We start from the raw sequence: 17605 nt of genomic DNA, 5'->3' as shown, positions 1-17605 counted from the left end.
GTCAGAACGGGGATGGGCCGATGCGGAACTCGGCCCTTTCCTCGGCGTCCAGCCTGCCGACCAGCCCCGTTTCCCATTCCAGATATCGCCGTGCGGCATCCGGGCTGTCATCCTGCGGAGGCGGCGGCGGAACGGTACGACCGTTCGGCCACGTCGGCACGGCCGACATCTCTGCCCCGATCAGCAAATGCACCTCGAAATTCATTGCCTGCAGAAACACGGCTGCCAACGCGGCGCGCAGGCCCGTATCGTCCACCAGCACAAGCCGGGCCCGGCGGACGCCGACAAACCGGTCGCTTGCCTGCACCAGTTGGACAAAGGGCGCATGGACCGCGCCGGCAAGACTGCCGGCCGCGAACTCCTCATGCGAGCGGACATCGATCAGAAAGGTCGTCCGGCCGGGCTCCGCCTGCATTGCCGCAACATTGCCGGCCTCTATGCAGGACAGGCCGCTTTGACGGATCAGGTCCCGCGCCCTGGCGCGGCTTGCCTGCAAGGCTTGCGCACCGAGAAGCGGAAGCGCTTGCGCGCCGGCGTCGCGCATCAGGTGGCGGCCCGAAAGAAGCCAGCCTCTCGTACCATTTTCCAGGGCGTAGACCGGCTGCCTGAACCCGGCCAGCGCCACGCTGGCGGCGCCGATGATGCTGCGGGTTCGCCCGGCGCAGCAGATGACCACCGGCGCCTCGTCTGAAAAATACTCCATTGCGCGGTGGACCAGCTCGCCATTCGGAGCGTTCCGTGCGCCCGGTATCGTCGTCCGGCTGAACTCTTCGACCGGCCGACCGTCGAACAGATGAAACGCCCTGGCTTCCGATTGCCAGTCCGCGAGTGCATCCGCCTTTATGCGGGGCACCCGCCATTCGACGTCCAGAAGTTCACCCAGCGTCTTGCTGGGCACGTTGACGCCTTCGTAGAGCGTATAGCCGGCATCGGCCCACCCTTGTACGCCGCCCTCGATCCAACATACGTCGCCATATCCGAATGCCGACATCCGGTCGGCAGCCCCTGCCGCCGTACCGTCGCCGCCATCGACGAGCAGGACGGGGCAACTGCGGCGTGGGACCAGCCAGTGCAGGTCCGCATCGAACCGGCCGACAGGACAGGGAACCGCCAGCAAAGGATGTCCGGCGACATATGGCCCGGCATCGCGAATATCCAGAAAGGCGATTTCACCCGCGCCGTGCACGCGGTGCCTGGCCTCGCGCGCTGAGATCGCTCCGGCCATCCTTCAGCCCGCCGGATCGAAGAAGTTTTCGAAAGCGGCAAGCACGAGATCAGGCCTTTGCTCGGCCGGGTAATGACCCGTCTCTATGGCATGGCCGCGCAGATCGTCCGCCCAGCGGCTCCAGCTTTCCATCGGCTTCAGATGCCGACCGACATGGCTGTTGCTGCCCCAGAGCACCAGCACGGGGCATTCGATCCTGCGGCCGGCGGCCCTGTCCGCCGCATCCATTTGGTGATCGACCGTCACCGTCGCGCGGTAGTCCTCGCAGACGGCATGGATCTGCTCATGCGTCGTGCATCGCTTGTATTCCGCGAAGGCGCGGGGATCGAAGATCGAGAGACCCACACCCTTCTTGTTGAGCTTGTAGTCGATGTAATATTCGAGGTCTGCTCCGATGAGCCGCTCCGGAAATGGCGCTTTCTGGGCCATGAAGAACCAGTGATAGCTTTCCAGACCCCATCCCAGCGTCACATTGGACAAGAGCTCATAGGTCGGAACGATGTCCAGCGCGGCCAACCGGCTGACCGCCTGGGGCGCGTCGAGCGCCATCCGAAACGCCACGCGGGCGCCACGGTCATGGCCGGCCAGCTGGAAGCGATCGAAGCCGAGACTACGCATCAGCTCGATATTGTCCTGCGCCATGGCCCGGAAACTGTAGGCGGAATGGTCTTCGCCTCCATCGGGTTTGGAGCTGTCCCCGTATCCGCGCAGATCCGGGATGACGACGGTGAACCGTTCGGCCAGCGACGGCGCCACCTTGTGCCAGCTCACATGCGTCAGCGGATTGCCATGCAGCAAGAGCAGCGGGGGCCCGCTTCCGCCGACAGCGTAGTTGATGTCGGCTCCCGCCGTGCGCAGCCCCTTATGGTCGAAGCCTGGCAAAAGGCTGCTGGCCGGATGGATGGCTGATTCCGCTGGTCGAGACATTCCCGTTCCTCCCGGTTTGTCGCGACGGGCATCTTGCTTTGCCTCGCAAAATTGTCAACAGTTGATAATAGACAGTTGTGGGAGGGAACCATGCCGCACAGACCGATCATCGCGCTTACGGCCGGCGACTGCACCGGGATCGGACCGGAGCTGGTCGCGACAATCGTCGCAGAGCGCAGGGTTGCCGATGACGCCCGCCTGCTGCTGATCGGGGATGCCAGGGTTTTCGAGGAAGGCCAACGCCGGGCCGGAAAGCCGTTCGAGATGCGGCCATGCCTCGACCCTTCGCAAGCAGACTGGAGCGGCGAGGCCATCCCGATGATCGATCTTAAGAACACCGATCCGTCGCACTTTCCCGTCGGGATCGCCGATGCCGGCTCCGGCAGGGTGACCGGCGATACGTTGAAGGCCGCGATCGACCTTGCCATTGCCGGTTCGGTCGATGCGGTAAGCTTCGCCCCGCTGAACAAGCGCGCCTTGTTCGATGGCGGATGGCGCTTTCCGGACGAGCACAAGATGTTCGCACACCTTCTGGGCCATCGAGGCTATTTCAGCGAGATGAATGTTCTTGGCCAGTGGTGGATGTCGCGCGTGACCTCGCATGTTTCCCTGCGACAGGCCCTCGACCAGATCGACGCGTCATCCATCCGCAATGCCATCCGCCTGGCGGTGGATACGATGCGGCGTGCCGGCATCGAGCAACCGCGCCTTGCCGTTGCGGCCCTCAATCCGCATGCCGGAGAAAACGGGCTGTTCGGCAGCGAGGAGATAGACACGATCGCGCCTGCCGTCGCGGCCATGGCCGCGGAAGGCTATGCCTGCGAAGGCCCCTTCCCCGCCGACACGGTCTATCTCAAGGCATTTGGCGGTGCTTATGATGGCGTTCTCGCGATGTATCACGACCAGGGACAGATCGCGACGAAGCTGAAGGGCTTCAACCAGGGCGTCACGGTGACTGCCGGGCTTGCCACGGTCTTTACCACGCCGGCCCATGGCACGGCCTTCGATATTATCGGCAGGGGCATTGCCGATGCGGGCGCGATGGAAGCCGCCCTGCGTCTGGCGGCGCGGCTTGCCGCAAGACGCCAGACCGCGGCCGAGGCCGCGGCCTGACAACGGAGCTTCAGCCCGCCACGAGCTGCCAGATCTCATTCAGGCAGAGCACGATGAAGAGCGCTGCGGAAAGGCCGAGCAGGCCGTTCGATACCCACCCGCTGCGCCATTCGGCCGGCACGCGGCTGGAGTTCAGAAGCACGATGAGCGTCAGCGCAAGGAACGGCATGAAGAACGCGCCGAGCGCACCATAGATGATGACCAGCAGGAACGGCCGTCCGAAGGCCAGCAGCACCATCGGGGGGATCGTCAGCCAGAACAGGTAGAAGCGGAAAGCCGGGCTGGTCTGCAGGTCGCTGCGTGCACCGGAGCCGCCACGCAGGTTGCGCCAGAAATCGGCGAACAGCAACGACACGCCCTGCCACACCCCAAGAACGGAGGAGATGGCCGTGGCGAAGAAGCCGACCAGGAAGAGCTTCGACACGAAACCGCCGAAGCGCTCTTCCAGCACCGCGTCGAGATCCAGCAACCCGCGGTCTCCCGATGAAAGCGTGATCTGCGCCGTGTACAGAAGTTCCGCACCGATGATCAGCATGGCGATCACGAACAGGCCGGTGACGCCGTAGGCGACACGGTTGTCCAATCGCATGACGCCCATCCATTTCGGCGAACGCCAACCCTTGGCGTTCACCCAATATCCGTAGGACGCCATGGTGATCGTTCCGCCGACGCCGCCGATCAGGCCCAGCGTATAGATGGCCGAGCCCTGCGGCACGCTGGGGATCAGCCCCATGAAGGCTTCGCCGACATTTGGCGCCACCAGGATCGCGATGCCGACCACGATTACGAACATCACGCCGATAAAGACCTTCATGATGTTTTCGAAGACTTCGTAGCGGTTGAGCGCCACGAAGATCGCGCAGGAGATGCCGGTGATCATCGCCCACGCCCACAGCGGCAGAAACGGAAACAGGGCAGCCAGCGGAAGCGCGCTCGCGCTCATGGCCGTCGCGCCGTAAACGAAGCCCCAGATCATGATGTAGATGCCGAAATACCAGCTCGTCCATCGCCCGAGAGACCGCCACCCGTCGAGGATGGTGGACCCGGTCGCCAGATGGTAGCGGGCCGACCCCTCGGCGAGGGCGATCTTGACGATGCAGCCCACGACGGCCGCCCACATCAACGCATATCCGAAACGCGACCCGGCAATGAGCGTGGCGACCAGGTCGCCGGCGCCCACGCCAGTGGCGGCCGCCACGATGCCCGGGCCGATCAGTTTCCAGCGCCCGCGCCGGGGCGGGTCGCCGGCATCGGGAAATCCGGTCTCGTCGACCACGGCTCTGCTATCCGACATCAGTTCTCGCTCACTCCGGTTTGACAAGTTGGTGACCCCAACCTAGAGCGGCGCGGGAGGTATGGAATGTCAAAAGACAATGTCGCGCGTTCGCGTGCCGTACGGCGGCGCCCCGAAATCGTGCCGCTTATCCTCCTGACGCTGGCCGCCTGCTTCTGGGGCGGCAACGTCATCGCCGGCAAGCTTGCGGCCGGCGCGCTGGGGCCGCTATCGCTATCCTCCCTGCGATGGGCCTTCGCGGCGCTGGCCATCCTGCCCTTCGCGCTGCCCGGCCTGCGCCGGGACTGGCCGCACATTCGCGCCGGCATCGGCTGGCTTGCCTTCTATGGCATTATCGGGTTCACCAGCTTCAACGCGCTATTGTACAGCGCCACGCTGTATACGTCCGGTATCAACGTCGCGATGATCCAGGCGGTCATCCCAGTCTTCGTGATGATCGGCAGCTTCTCGCTTTTCCGCATCGGCAGCTCCGCCCTTCATCTCATGGGCGTCGCTCTGGCGATCTACGGCGTCCTGCATGTCGCCTCCGGCGGCGCCCCGCAGCGCCTACTTCAGCTTCACCTCAACATAGGCGACGTCATGATGGTGCTGGGGTGCCTGTGCTATGCCGCGCATTCGCTGTGCCTGCGCTATCGGCCGCGCATCGGATGGCAGAGCTTCCTTCTGCTCACCAGCCTGTTTGCCGCAATCTCGTCCCTGATCCTGCAGCTTCTGTTCGGCGGCGGCTTCGGCCGCCTTGTCTCCGAAGTGGCGCTGCTGGATACGTCCGGATGGATGATCGTCGCCTATACGACGATCTTTCCCTCGATCCTGGCACAGCTTTTCTACGTCAGCGGCGTGGAGGCCGTCGGCGCCAACAGGGCAAGCCTGTTCATCAACCTCGTCCCCGTTTTCGGCGCCCTCATGTCCGTTGCCATCCTGGGCGAACGTATGGCGCCGTATCAGCTCGTTGCGGCCCTGTTCATCATCACGGGCATCGGCTTTGCCGAGTACTCCGCCACGCGCCGCAGGTGACACCGCTACGCAACATTCGTTGCAAAATTACCACGTCTGATACATTCTGATACATACATGGCCTGCAGAGGGCGAGTTCCAGCTTGCTTGTGACGAACCAATATCTAACCGTTGGTTGCGAAAGCCAAAAACAAGAACCCAAGGTTTTCGAGCGCCGAATCGGAAGATAAGGCGTCCTTACAAACAACGTGCTGGAGTTCCTCAATGAATATCAAGGGCCTTCTTCTTGGCTCCGCTGCGGCTCTCGTCGCAGTATCCGGTGCCCGTGCGGCCGATGCGATCGTGGTCGTCGAGCCCGAGCCCGTGGAATATGTGCGCGTCTGCGACGTGTACGGCACGGGCTTCTACTATATTCCGGGCACCGAGACCTGCCTGAAGACCAGCGGTTATCTTCGTTTCCAGTATAACGTCGCCGGCAGCCCGGTCACGAATTCTGAGGGTGACGACTACCAGGCCCTGTCGGCCGTCCGCGCCCGTATCAATCTTGACGTTCGTGAAGAGACGGATCTCGGCACGCTGCGCGCCTATTTCCGCATCCAGGCGCAGAACAATGGCGCGTCGGTCGAGGACGAGTTCGCGATGATCCGCGGCTTCCTGCAGCTCGGCGGTTTCCTCGCCGGCTATCGTGACACGCTGTGGTCTTCCGACGTTGCGGGCATCGAAGATGGCCTGCCGACCGACGACGACCTTCCGGTCGGCGACTTCAACACCAATCAGGTGTCCTACACCTTCACCACGGGCAACTTCGCGGCCACGCTCGGCCTTGAAGATGACGGCACCGGCGACATCGCGCCCGACGTCCATGGCAAGCTCACCTACACGGATGGATGGGGCGGCGTATTCCTGTCGGCCGTCTATGACGAAACCTTCAACCGTGAAGACCTCGGCCGCCTGACGTCGTTCTTCCCGCTCATCCCGACGCGTGACGTCGACGGCAGCAACGACGCCTTCGCACTGAAGGCCGGCCTGACCCTCAAGGATGTCCTGACGGAGTCTTCGGTTCTCAAGGTCGACGGCCACTGGGCATCGGACCCGACGAGCTACGCCATCATCAGTGGCTTCTCGACGGCCGGCGGACTGATCCCGAGCAACCCGACGCTCGAGAATCCGACGCCCGGCTCGTTCCCGCTGGTTCTGGAGTGGTCGGTCGGCGCCGGTTACTCGCAGAAGTTCAACAAGCTGACGGCAGGCGTTTCCGGCCGGTACGGCGAGACCTTCGACTACATCTTCGTCGACACCACCTCGCCGACGGGCTTCACCTCGTCGTCCGCCGAGTACTGGGCAGTCGTCGGCGATATCGGCTACGACCTGACCAAGAACATGAACGTCCTGGCCGAGGTGAAGTACCAGAACATCGACTTCGGCGGGGTTGCCTCCAGCGACCAGACCTCCGGTTTCCTGCGGTTCCAGCGTAACTTCTAAAACGCATAAGGAGGGCTGCCTTTCGGCAGCCCTCCTTGACACAGTCACCAGACGGACTCGCCCGCCTGTCGGTCAATCGTCATAAGCCGGCAGTGCGGCAAGTTCCTCAGGCGTCATGTTCACCGTCAGAACGCCGTTCGTGTTCTGGAAGCGCTCCAGCGGTACGATCACGTCCAGGTCGGAGTTCTCCAGGTCGATGACCAGCGCCGTCGGGCCGGCTTCGGCGGTCCCGATGACCTCCTCGATATCGCCGATCCGGTTGCCGGCGGCGTCGGTCAGCGCCTGCTTTTCCAGTTCGCCCACAGTGATGTTGAACGCCGGCACGACGACGTTGTCGTCGAGCTCGATGATCCTGACCACCTGCGCCTGCGCACTCGCGCCAAACGTGAAGGCGGCGAGCGTCGTGGCGAGACCAAGCGTACGCAATTTCATTTCGGTATTCTCCTGTTTCAGGCTTTCGAGCCACCAACGGGCAATACGCCTGGCGGTTCCGCGCTCCAGCGGGCACCGAAACGGAAAAGGGGCCTTACGGCCCCTTGAAAATGCGGTCTGATCCGGATGACGCTACAGGATGCCCAGTAGCCGCGCTGCGGGTTCCGGCTCCTGCTTCTTGTGCGACCCACCGACCGCCGGCGCGGAGACGTAGGCAGCAACGCTCATCGCCTCGCCCCAGCCCTCATTCCACGCGGCGAATTCGGGCGTGCCCGGCTTGTAGGCGCATGCCGTGCGCGGCAACCCGCGCCCATGATCCTTCTTGCCATTTTCGAATGCCTTGCCGCTCATCGTCGCCTCCATGCCGTCTGCGAGGGCCACCGGCCCATAGCGACAGGATGGCACAAACACAGCCAAATACCAGTGCCGTCACACAAGATTCATCTAGAGCAAAAGGTGATGGCAGCCCTTCGGCTTGAGGGGATCGACGTTGCCGGCTTGCGCCCGCGGCGCAGCGGCGTTACCTCCCCTTTTTAGCGAACCGGCAAAGGATGCGACATGACTGTGAAGGCAGCGGTGGTCGGCTGCGGCCAATGGGGCCGCAACCATGTGCGGACACTGGCCGGCATAGGCGCTCTTGCCGCCATCAGCGACAACGACCCCGACCGTGCGGCTGCCCTCTCGGCCGAACACGGCATCCCTGCCCTGCCTTTGGACGATATTCTGCAGCGGCACGACATCCAGGCCGTTGTCCTGGCCCTGCCACCGCGCCTTCACGCGGAGATCGGTCAGAAAATCCTGGCGGCCGGCAAGGACGTGCTGATCGAAAAGCCGATCGCGCTGGCGCCTGCCGATGCGCAAGCCAGCGTCGCTTTGGCCAGGGACCGCGGACGGGTGTTGATGGTCGGTCACGTCCTGCGCTTCCACCCCGTCTTCGAGGAGCTGGTCCGCCAGGTCAAGGCCGGACGCATCGGAACCCTCAAGCATATCGTGGCCACGCGCCTCGGCCTTGGCCGCTTCCTGGGGATGGACGCCGTCTGGGATCTTGCCCCGCACGATCTGTCGCTCGTCATCGCGCTTGCCGGAACATACGACGTCGACATGCAGACGTTGCGCCAGACGGTCCTGTCCGACGAAGCCGATGTGGCCGATCTTCGCCTGGCCTTCGGCAACGGCATAACGGCCGAAATTCACGTCTCCCGCATCTCGCCCTTCCGGGACAGGCGCCTCAGCGCCATCGGCACGGAAGGGATGCTCACCTTCGACGATCTGCAGCCGGATGGGCAGAAGCTGGCGTTCTGGGGGCATCAGGTCTGGCGAGAGGGAGACGGTTTCTCCTTCACCCAGGCCGAACCGGAATTTCTGCCGACGCCGGCCGGCCTGCCGCTGGACGCGGAACTGCGCCATTTCCTGCATTGCGTCGAAACACGGCAGACCCCGCGCACCGGCCCGCAGGAAGCAGCTTTGGTGGTGCGCCTTCTCGAACAGGCGTCGCCGCGTCGGGGCTAAAGCGCCGCCGCCATTTCCGCCGGCGTTTCCAATGCAGTCTCGACCCGCTCTGTCGCGGAAATGACACCGCCACCCAAGACCTTGGCGCCGACGCCGTCACCCTCATAGAAGACACAGGCCTGGCCGGGTGAGACACCCTCTTCTCCGGCCAGCAGTTCCACGCGGATGTCGCCATCCACGAGCGTCAGCCGTGCCGGTGCAGGCGGCCGCGCCGACCGCACCTTCACCATCAAGCCATCGATGCCGCTTGCCGCGGTCTCCTCGATGCTCCGGTCTCCCAGCCAGTTCACGTCGCGCAGGCGGAGATGGCGCGTCTGGAGCGCGCTCCGTGGCCCGACGGTCACGATCCTGCGGCGCGCATCGATGGAGACGACATAGAGCGGCTCTCCCGTCGCCACGCCGATGCCCTTGCGCTGCCCAACCGTGAAGCCCACGACACCGTCATGACGGCCAAGGACCCGGCCATCCAGATGGCGGATGTCTCCCGGCTCTCCCGCGTTGGGGCGAAGCTTCTGGATGACATCCGTATACCGGCCATTGGCGACGAAGCAGATATCCTGGCTGTCCGGCTTGCTGGCGACCCCAAGCCCATGCGCCTGTGCAATCGCGCGCGTTTCCGGCTTGGTCAGGCGCCCCAGCGGAAAGCGCAGGAAGTCCACCTGCTCCTGCGTCGTCGCATACAGGAAGTAGCTCTGGTCGCGGTTCAGGTCGACCGGGCGATACAGGCTGCGATGCGCCCCGTTGGCCCGGCTTTCGATGTAGTGGCCCGTTGCAAGGACGTCCGCGCCCAGATCCCGCGCGGTGGCGAGCAGATCCTTGAACTTGACTGTCTGGTTGCAGGCCACGCACGGAATGGGCGTTTCCCCAGCCATGTAGCTTTCGGCAAAGGGATTGATGACCTGCTCGCGGAACTTGTCCTCGTAATCCAGCACGTAATGCGGGATGCCGAGGATTTCGGCGGTGCGGCGGGCATCGTGGATGTCCTGCCCCGCACAGCATGCACCGGCGCGGCGGGCCGAGGCGCCACCGTCATACAGTTGCAGCGTGATGCCGATCACCTCGTAGCCTTCCGCTTTCATGATGGCGGCGACGACGGACGAATCCACGCCGCCCGACATCGCGACAACGACGCGGGTTTCCGACGGTGGCTTTGAAAGGTCGAGACTGTTCGGCATGGGCGGGTTCGAATTTCAGGTTCGTGTCCTTGGGCGTCATATAGCCCATTGCGCCGGGAAATGCGAACGCAGCATCCGGTTAAGACAGGTTAGCGATTTGTTACGAGTGGGTTAGCGAAATTTTTAAAGGCAGTGGTCTAGCTTCAGTCGGCGATTGGGTCCTTGCAATGTGTAGAGAGTACAATGACCGATCAGGTTAGACCGAGAGTGAAATACGTCATCGGGCCGGATGGCAGCCCGCTGACCGTGGCGGACTTGCCCCCGTCCAACACGCGCCGCTGGGTTATCCGGCGGAAGGCAGAGGTGGTTGCCGCCGTGCGCGGCGGGCTGCTGAGCCTGGACGAGGCGTGTTCGAAATATACCCTGACGGTCGAGGAGTTCCTCTCCTGGCAGGCATCCATCGACAGGCATGGGCTCGCCGGGCTGCGCACAACGCAGCTTCAGGAGTACCGCAAGAAAGTCGAGCTCCGACATTAGGCCCTTTCGGGCGTCTGGAGCGAATCGATAAGGCGCCGCCTTCGGGTGGCGCCTTTTTTTATGTCCGCTCGCCGATGGGCAACAAAAAAGGCCCCCGGTTTCCCGGGAGCCCTTCCAGACCGAGGGCCGTTGCCGGCCCGCCACATCTTAGTTGAAGCGGAAGGAAGCCTTCGCCCAAACCGTGTGGAAGTCGAGGTCCGTGCTGGACGACGTCGTCAGGACGCCCGGGGTGCCACCGGCAACCGGGGTGTAGGCGATGTCGAGCTTGGAATCGCCGAGGTCGGTGTAGAGGTACTCGACACCCAGCGAGAAGTTCTGCGTCACCAGGTAGTCGACGCCGGCGCCGACCGAGTAGCCGACGTCGTCCGTGTCTTCCGACACCGAGACGTTGTAGGCCGTGCCGTTGATCGTGGTGAGCGAGTCGCCGAGGTAGCTGTTCTTGGTGTCGCCATAGGCGAGACCGCCCGTGGCGTACACGGCAAAGCGGTCGGCCGCATAGCCGAGCTTGGCGCGGACGGTACCGACATAGTCGATCTTCTGCTCAGCGCCATAGATGGTGGTGCCGCCGAACGTGTAATCGGAAGACGACGTCGCGTCGATGTAGCTGAGGTCAGCCACGGCGCCGACCAGGAAGTTGCCGACCTGGTAGTCGTAACCGATGTGACCGCCGCCGATGAAGCCCGACTGGCCATCATCATTGCCGCCGGTGAAGCCGGAATTGTCCGACGAGAACAGGCCCGAGTCGCGGTTGAACGCAACGCCGGCCTGGCCACCGACATAGAAGCCGGTCCAGGTGAAGGCCGGCTCGTAGGCGACGACCGGTGCGGGCGCTACGGGCTCTTCGTAGATGACGTCCGCGGCCATGGCGGGCGTGACGAAGGCTACGGAGCCGAGAAGAAGTGCAAAACGGTTCATAAGAAACCCCTCAATACTCTGCATTACCGCCGAACCATGAGCTTGGGAGCTGCCTCGGTTCGGTTGACGCGTCAGTTGCGTGACGCCGATATGGATGCTGCTTGGGGCCGAACAATGGCCTAATTCAGGATAGTCACCGACTGTCGCAGATCGGCCACAGATGCCACTGGAAGGCGAAAAAACACTCGCGGAATCAGCGGTTTCAGCGCACAATCGGTAGCTGAAAAAGCCGAAATACGAGCAATCGCAAGTGCCAGTTCTCCGCCACATTCTCATCTGTTTCGCCGCTCTCGTCATCGGCGGAGCAGCCAATCCTGCCGAGTCGGCGGGCGGCGGCGTCCATGCCGAGCGGGTCGAGATCGTCGACGGCGACACGCTGATCGTTTCGGGTACGAAGGCGCGTATCCGGCTGTACGGTATCGACGCGCCCGAGGGCCGGCAGAGGTGCCGGGATTCTGGCGGCGTTTCCTACCTGTGCGGCGCACGGTCGGCCGAGCATCTAAATCGTCTTGTCGGTCGCAACGGCCGCCTCTCCTGTGTCGAGATGGACAGAGACAGGTATGGCCGGATCGTTGCCGAATGCTTCCGGCCGGACGGCGTCAGCATCAATGCCGCTATGGTGGCCGACGGCTGGGCCGTCGAATATGGGCGCTACAGTGACGGCCGCTACGGCCGCGCCGAGCGCGAGGCCCGTCGTGCGGGCCGTGGGCTTTGGGACGGGCACTTTACGCCCCCGGCGGACTGGCGACGCGGCACGCGCCTTCCCGCCGAGGCGAACGCCGGTCGCCTCAAGGGCGGTTGAGCGGATACCGGTTTATGATAGAGCCGTCGCGCCGGTCGAAGAGGATGATCTCCTCCCCTTCCGGCATGAAGACGCGAACCAGGATCGTGTCTCCATTCAGCGATGTTTCGGCCACCTCGGACCCGGCCGGCAGGGCCAACGCGATTTCGGCGCCCTGTTCCGGACCGGCCGAATCGCCGGTTCGGTAGACAACCGCGGCCAAGACGGCCATAACCCCGACGAACATGATGCCGATGGAGACCGCCAGAAGGCGCACCATCTTGCGGCGCAGCCGTTCCGTGGCTGGGTCGATTACGCCTTCGGCTTCCGTGTTCGCGTCCGTCATATTCCTCAATCGCACTTTCGGTCCATGGCTATTTCGCACCTGAGTACAGAAGAAGAAGAGGTCGAGGCAACCCGCTTCGACGTCCCGGCGGAAGCCGTCGGCAAACGTCTGGACCAGTTCCTTGCGGAAGCGATGGGTGGCGATGTCTCGCGCAACCGCGTGCAGTGGATCATCGCGGGCGGTGGAGTCACCCTCGCCGACGGCCAAACCATTGGCCAGGCGCGCCGCAAGGTCGCGGCGGGAGAAAGCTTCTTCGTCGTGCTGCCGGAGCCGGCCGAGGCCGACCCCAGGCCGGAAGCGATCCCCCTTTCCGTCCTGTATGAAGACGAAGCCGTCATCGTGATCGACAAGCCGGCCGGCATGGTGGTCCACCCCGCCGCCGGCAACTGGTCGGGGACACTGGTCAACGCGCTGCTGCACCACTGCCGCGACAGCCTGTCGGGTGTCGGTGGCGTCCGTCGACCCGGCATCGTCCATCGCCTCGACAAGGATACGTCGGGCGTCATGGTGGTAGCCAAGTCCGACGTTGCGCACACATCGCTTGCCGCGCAGTTTGCGGCCCACGGCCGCGACGGCCGCATGGAACGGCGTTACCGGGCGCTCGTCTGGGGTGTGCCGCACCGGCGCGACGGCACCGTCGACGCGCCTTTGGGCCGCTCCGCGACGGACCGTATCAAGCGCGCGGTGGTACAAGCCAGCCGTTCGGATGCACGGCACGCCGTCACGCATTATCATGTCGAGGAAATATTCGGCGACGATGCCGCCCTGGTGGAATGCCGACTGGAGACGGGGCGCACCCACCAGATCCGCGTGCACATGGCGCATATCAGCCATCCGCTGCTTGGCGACCCGCTCTATGGCCTGGGGTTCCGCAGCAAGGCGGAGCGGCTGGAAGAGCCTGTCCGCACAATAGCCATGACCTTTCCGCGGCAGGCGCTGCATGCCGGGTTTCTTGCCTTCGAGCACCCCGTCACCACTCAGGCGATGCACTTCGAGTCTCCCCTTCCGGCCGACATGCAGGAACTGGTCGCCGCCTTGCGACGTTGAGCAGACGCGGGTGCGATGGGATCGCACCGCTGTCGCGTTTTTGAGACGGGTGAACCGCGTTCGGTGAACGGTGCGTTTCACACGACATGTGATGTCGTGGCCGTGCATTCGCCTTGAAGAATACCCATATCACTCTGGAGCTGCCCCGGCTGACCGGCGGGCGGCCCGCACGGTTGGCCTGATGGCGACCGTCATATCGGAGGGCTATCCATGGCGAATGCCAACCTACCCAGTATCGCTTCCGGCGAAGGCGGCCTGTCCCGCTACCTGGAAGAAATCCGTCGCTTCCCCATGCTCGAGCCGCAGGAAGAGTACATGCTCGCCAAGCGCTATGCCGAGCATGACGATCGCAATGCGGCCCACAAGCTCGTGACGAGCCATCTGCGCCTGGTGGCCAAGATCGCAATGGGGTACCGCGGCTACGGGCTCCCCATCGGCGAAGTCGTGTCCGAAGGCAATGTCGGCCTGATGCAGGCGGTCAAGCGCTTCGACGCGGATCGGGGCTTCCGCCTCGCAACCTACGCCATGTGGTGGATCAAGGCCTCCATCCAGGAATACATTCTCCGCTCGTGGAGCCTCGTCAAGATGGGCACCACGGCCAACCAGAAGCGTTTGTTCTTCAATCTGCGCAAGATGAAGAGCCGCATCCAGGCGCTGGACGAGGGCGATCTGCGGCCCGATCAGGTGAACCAGATCGCCACGCAGCTCGGCGTCAGCGAAGAGGAAGTCGTGTCGATGAACCGTCGCCTGTCGGGCGACGCGTCCCTCAATGCCCCGATCAGGGCAACCGAAGGCGAGTCCGGCGAATGGCAGGACTGGCTCGTCGACCAGAGCGAAAGCCAGGAAGAGGTCCTGGTCCGCGAAGACGAGCTGGATCAGCGCCGCGCCATGCTGGAAAGCGCCATGGACGGGTTGAACGACCGTGAGAAGCGCATCTTCCAGGCTCGTCGCCTTTCGGAAGATCCGCTGACGCTGGAGGCCCTGTCGGACGAGTTCGACATCAGCCGCGAACGCGTACGCCAGATCGAGGTGCGTGCGTTCGAGAAGGTTCAGAAGGCGGTTCGCGAAAACGCCGAGGCCGCCGAGCGCGCTTTGCGTGCCCCGGAGCGCGAGCGCATCTCCGCCTGACGCCACGGCAAAGCGTTCTGCCTGATTGAAAACCCCCGCGGCCTGGGCCGCGGGGGTTCTTTTTTGCCTTAGACTGGCAACACCGTCAGCGTGTGCAGCACATACACCGTGCCGAGCGCGTTGTTGTGGTTCCACGCATCGTAGGTGCCGCCGGCATAATCCACCGTTCCGGACTTCGTCCAGCTTGAGGTGCCGGCCAGCTGCACCGTGTCACCGGCATCGCCGGTCACCATGAGCTGGTGGCGTCCCGTGGTGGCGAACAGGTTCGCCTCGCTCATGTCCAGGACATCGTTGAGCGACAGCTTCAGCGTGTTGTTGCCTGTGCCGGTCAGATCCACACGTTCGACGCTGGTGATACGGCTCGAACCATTGGGCAGCGACGCCGACGCATTGCTGACCTGTGTCAGGTCGAGGGTCAGGCCCGCTCCGTCGAGGGTCAGCGTATCGATGCCGCTGCCGCCACCGATCGTGGCCAGTTGCCCCACATTGCCGCCCGCGCCGTACTTGGCCGACAGAGCCGAGATCATCGCGCCGTTGATATGGATGGTGTCGTTGCCGGCACCGCCATAGGCGATGCTGCCCGCCGCGCTGAGCGTGACGACGTCATCGCCCGCCCCCGCAACGATCGTCATCGCCGTGCCGCTATCGCCAAGCGCGTTGGCGGATGCGTCACCAAGAACATCGACGGAGGTTCCGCCCATCGCGCCATCGGTCCGCCCGAAGATGAGATAGGCACGTCCCGCGTTGGTGGCGGTGGTGGGGTTGTTCCAGGCACCGACAAGCAGGTCGCCCAGACCGTCCCCATTCACATCGCCCGCATTGGAGACGTCGAACGAGAACTGGTCGTTCGCACGCTCGCCGGTGATGGCGAAGCCGCCGGAGCTGCGCGCGATATCCGTCAACTGGACGGTGGCTGTGCCGGACTTTCCGTACACCACATAGGCACGGCCGGCATTCGATCCGCTGAAGTCGTTGTAGCGGGCACCCACCAGGATGTCGGAAAGACCGTCACCATTGACGTCGCCCGCCGCGGAGACGCTCCAGCTCAGATTGTTGCCGACGCCTTCGCCCGACAGGGCGAAGCCCCCGCTGCCGGCTGCCACGGACGAGAGGTTGAACGTCGCGCCCCCCGTCTGCCCGTAGACGACATAGGCCCGCCCTGCGTTGACGGCCGACCCGTCATTGCTGGGCGCCGCCACGATGAAGTCGTCCAGCCCGTCGCCGTTGACATCGCCCGATACGATGGTATAGCGGAACTGGAGCTTGGACGTGCCGGAACCGGACACGTAGACAGCATCGCGATCCTGGGTGCCGACCTTGACGCGCAGGATCGGCGTTCCCGTCACGAAGACGGCTTCGCCGAAGGAGGCCTCGAGCGTGACCGTATCGCCTTCGTTGAGCGTATGGTTGACGGCCCCGGTCTGTCCGGCGATTGCAAGCGAGGTGACCGACGGCGCGGTCGTATCGACCTTGAAGCTCGTATTGTCGGACAGGGCAGAATGCTTCAGTCCGGCGGCCGCTCCGCTGCGGTCTATCGTGATGGACCCGCCATGCAGGTCGATCGCGTTTTCGGTGACGGAAATTCCATTGGTGTCATTATCGCCGGCGGCGACCACGTATTTGAAACGCAGCGTCGTACCGGTGGAGGACGCCGCATCATAATCGGCGTACTTCGTCTGGCCGCCTACATTGATAACCAGTCTCGGCGTTCCGCCGGTCGTGCTGACGGTAACGGCGCTTTTCATCGCGACGTCGAATACGACGGTATCGCCGGCGTTAGCCGTCCCGTTGGTCAGGCCCGAGCTCTGCCCGCCACTGAAAGTCACGGATGAAACGTCGGATAGAAACGGCGTCGTCGTCGTGGAATCGAAACCGGTTACGGCGTCGATGGAGACATTCAGGTTCGTTCGAAGCGCTGCGTTGACGTTTTGAGTCAGCACGGCACCATCGGCGAATACGAGCTTGTCTCGCGTCAACGCGGAAACACCATTGCCGACCGTGACGGTTTCCGTGCGACCGCCGATACTTCTTGTAAATTGAATGCCGCCGGAGACCGCGGTTGTGCTCTTTGCGTATTCCGACCAGTTCCCGGTGAAATAGATGATGTCTTCGCCACCAAGCAAACTGCGCGCATCGACAATCGAGCCGGCCTTGACGTAGACTTTGTCGACGGCGCTCGTGCCGGTATAGACGCTCTTCTGGCCAGCCTCGCCGATCGCAAATGTCGCACCCGACCCGTCTGTTCCGCTTCCCGCAGCCGCAGCCGAGTAGACACTGTCGGTGCTGGTTTGCGTGACAACGTTGAGGTTCGTCAGGGCGACATCATATCCCGCAACAGCCGACATCGCGGCGTTGATGTCGGCCCGGAGCGCCGAGTTGGCGTTCTGGGTCAGAACGGAACCGTCGGAGAAAATCAACTTGTCGCGTGTCTGGCCACTGACGCCGTTGCCGACGACTACCCGTTCGGTAAGGCCACTTACGGAATCTGTATATGTGAACAGAATACCGCCCGGAACCGCTGAAACACTTTTTGTATAGTCCGACCAGGCGTGCGTGAAAATGATGACATCTTCACCGCCGGCGAGATTTCTCGCATCCAGGCTTACCCCCGGCGCCGTATAGACAGCATTGCTTGCCGACGAGCCCGTTACCACGATCTCTTCGCCAACCAGATCGAATTCTCGACCTGGCGTGCGCAGGTCGAGAAGATCGGAGGAGGTTCCGCGGATGGAATACTTAATAACAATAGACATAATTCACCTTGCGCACGCTGAAATCATAGTATTTAAGAATTATTTAT

17 protein-coding genes are annotated in these 17605 nt (G+C 63.4%); 8 read left to right on the top strand and 9 right to left on the bottom strand.

Annotated elements, in window-relative coordinates; genetic code table 11:
* Position 1: 1 nt before the first annotated feature.
* Both AUL31_RS01445 and AUL31_RS01440 read right to left on the bottom strand, forming a co-directional pair.
* Positions 2-1225: a rhodanese-like domain-containing protein gene (locus AUL31_RS01445; RefSeq protein WP_060600270.1), complete on the bottom strand. Its 1224-nt coding sequence runs from the start codon at positions 1223-1225 to the stop codon at positions 2-4.
* Positions 1226-1228: 3 nt separating this feature from the next.
* The gene (locus AUL31_RS01440; protein ID WP_060600268.1) at positions 1229-2152 is read right to left on the bottom strand and encodes an alpha/beta fold hydrolase; all 924 of its coding nucleotides are present in this window, start codon (positions 2150-2152) and stop codon (positions 1229-1231) included.
* A gap of 90 nt (positions 2153-2242) precedes the next feature.
* On the opposite strand from AUL31_RS01440, the gene AUL31_RS01435 reads away from it, so the two are divergent.
* Positions 2243-3265, top strand: coding sequence for a PdxA family dehydrogenase (locus tag AUL31_RS01435; RefSeq protein ID WP_060600265.1), 1023 nt, complete (start codon positions 2243-2245; stop codon positions 3263-3265).
* A gap of 10 nt (positions 3266-3275) precedes the next feature.
* Here AUL31_RS01435 and AUL31_RS01430 read toward each other — a convergent pair whose 3' ends face one another.
* Positions 3276-4559, bottom strand: coding sequence for an Nramp family divalent metal transporter (locus AUL31_RS01430; protein ID WP_060600263.1), 1284 nt, complete (start codon positions 4557-4559; stop codon positions 3276-3278).
* Positions 4560-4625: 66 nt separating this feature from the next.
* On the opposite strand from AUL31_RS01430, the gene AUL31_RS01425 reads away from it, so the two are divergent.
* Together AUL31_RS01425 and AUL31_RS01420 are read left to right on the top strand one after the other, a co-directional pair.
* Positions 4626-5573 (top strand): DMT family transporter, encoded by a 948-nt coding sequence (locus AUL31_RS01425; protein ID WP_082646717.1) that lies wholly within the window; start codon positions 4626-4628, stop codon positions 5571-5573.
* 204 nt (positions 5574-5777) lie between these two features.
* Positions 5778-6995 carry a porin gene (locus AUL31_RS01420; RefSeq protein WP_060600261.1) on the top strand — a complete coding sequence of 406 codons (1218 nt, stop codon included), beginning with the start codon at positions 5778-5780 and terminating at the stop codon, positions 6993-6995.
* 72 nt (positions 6996-7067) lie between these two features.
* On the opposite strand, the gene AUL31_RS01415 is transcribed toward AUL31_RS01420, so the two are convergent.
* Together AUL31_RS01415 and AUL31_RS01410 are read right to left on the bottom strand one after the other, a co-directional pair.
* Positions 7068-7427 carry a hypothetical protein gene (locus AUL31_RS01415; protein WP_060600259.1) on the bottom strand — a complete coding sequence of 120 codons (360 nt, stop codon included), beginning with the start codon at positions 7425-7427 and terminating at the stop codon, positions 7068-7070.
* 132 nt (positions 7428-7559) lie between these two features.
* Entirely contained in the window at positions 7560-7778 is a 219-nt protein-coding gene (locus tag AUL31_RS01410; protein WP_143190095.1) for a hypothetical protein, read from the bottom strand.
* Between the two features lie 207 nt (positions 7779-7985).
* Between AUL31_RS01410 and AUL31_RS01405 the strand changes: the two genes are divergently transcribed.
* On the top strand, positions 7986-8936 hold the full coding sequence (locus AUL31_RS01405) for a Gfo/Idh/MocA family protein (RefSeq protein ID WP_060600255.1): 951 nt from the start codon (positions 7986-7988) through the stop codon (positions 8934-8936).
* On the opposite strand, the gene mnmA is transcribed toward AUL31_RS01405, so the two are convergent.
* Positions 8933-10111: a tRNA 2-thiouridine(34) synthase MnmA gene (gene mnmA / locus AUL31_RS01400; RefSeq protein WP_060600253.1), complete on the bottom strand. Its 1179-nt coding sequence runs from the start codon at positions 10109-10111 to the stop codon at positions 8933-8935. The two genes, AUL31_RS01405 and mnmA, sit on opposite strands and share 4 nt — an antisense overlap.
* Positions 10112-10294: 183 nt before the next feature.
* Between mnmA and sciP the strand changes: the two genes are divergently transcribed.
* The gene (gene sciP / locus AUL31_RS01395) at positions 10295-10588 is read left to right on the top strand and encodes a CtrA inhibitor SciP (RefSeq protein WP_039191881.1); all 294 of its coding nucleotides are present in this window, start codon (positions 10295-10297) and stop codon (positions 10586-10588) included.
* Positions 10589-10735: 147 nt separating this feature from the next.
* Here sciP and AUL31_RS01390 read toward each other — a convergent pair whose 3' ends face one another.
* Entirely contained in the window at positions 10736-11503 is a 768-nt protein-coding gene (locus tag AUL31_RS01390; protein WP_060600251.1) for an outer membrane protein, read from the bottom strand.
* Between the two features lie 250 nt (positions 11504-11753).
* Between AUL31_RS01390 and AUL31_RS01385 the strand changes: the two genes are divergently transcribed.
* Positions 11754-12305: a thermonuclease family protein gene (locus tag AUL31_RS01385; protein WP_060600248.1), complete on the top strand. Its 552-nt coding sequence runs from the start codon at positions 11754-11756 to the stop codon at positions 12303-12305.
* On the opposite strand, the gene AUL31_RS01380 is transcribed toward AUL31_RS01385, so the two are convergent.
* Positions 12292-12630, bottom strand: a complete 339-nt coding sequence (locus tag AUL31_RS01380; RefSeq protein ID WP_060600246.1) for a DUF6476 family protein — start codon at positions 12628-12630, stop codon at positions 12292-12294. The two genes, AUL31_RS01385 and AUL31_RS01380, sit on opposite strands and share 14 nt — an antisense overlap.
* A gap of 132 nt (positions 12631-12762) precedes the next feature.
* On the opposite strand from AUL31_RS01380, the gene AUL31_RS01375 reads away from it, so the two are divergent.
* Entirely contained in the window at positions 12763-13677 is a 915-nt protein-coding gene (locus AUL31_RS01375) for an RluA family pseudouridine synthase (RefSeq protein ID WP_244489292.1), read from the top strand.
* Between the two features lie 210 nt (positions 13678-13887).
* Positions 13888-14805: an RNA polymerase sigma factor RpoH gene (gene rpoH, locus AUL31_RS01370; RefSeq protein WP_039191871.1), complete on the top strand. Its 918-nt coding sequence runs from the start codon at positions 13888-13890 to the stop codon at positions 14803-14805.
* Positions 14806-14873: 68 nt separating this feature from the next.
* Here the strand turns inward: rpoH and AUL31_RS01365 are convergent, their stop codons facing one another.
* Positions 14874-17558 (bottom strand): beta strand repeat-containing protein, encoded by a 2685-nt coding sequence (locus AUL31_RS01365; RefSeq protein ID WP_060600242.1) that lies wholly within the window; start codon positions 17556-17558, stop codon positions 14874-14876.
* Between the last annotated feature and the right edge of the window lie 47 nt (positions 17559-17605).

Origin of the sequence: Aureimonas altamirensis (assembly GCF_001463885.1) — a bacterium.
GTDB classification, from domain to species: Bacteria; Pseudomonadota; Alphaproteobacteria; order Rhizobiales; family Rhizobiaceae; genus Aureimonas; species Aureimonas altamirensis.
Note: the sequence above shows the minus strand (reverse complement) of the source record. Positions and strands in the feature narration are given on the sequence as shown.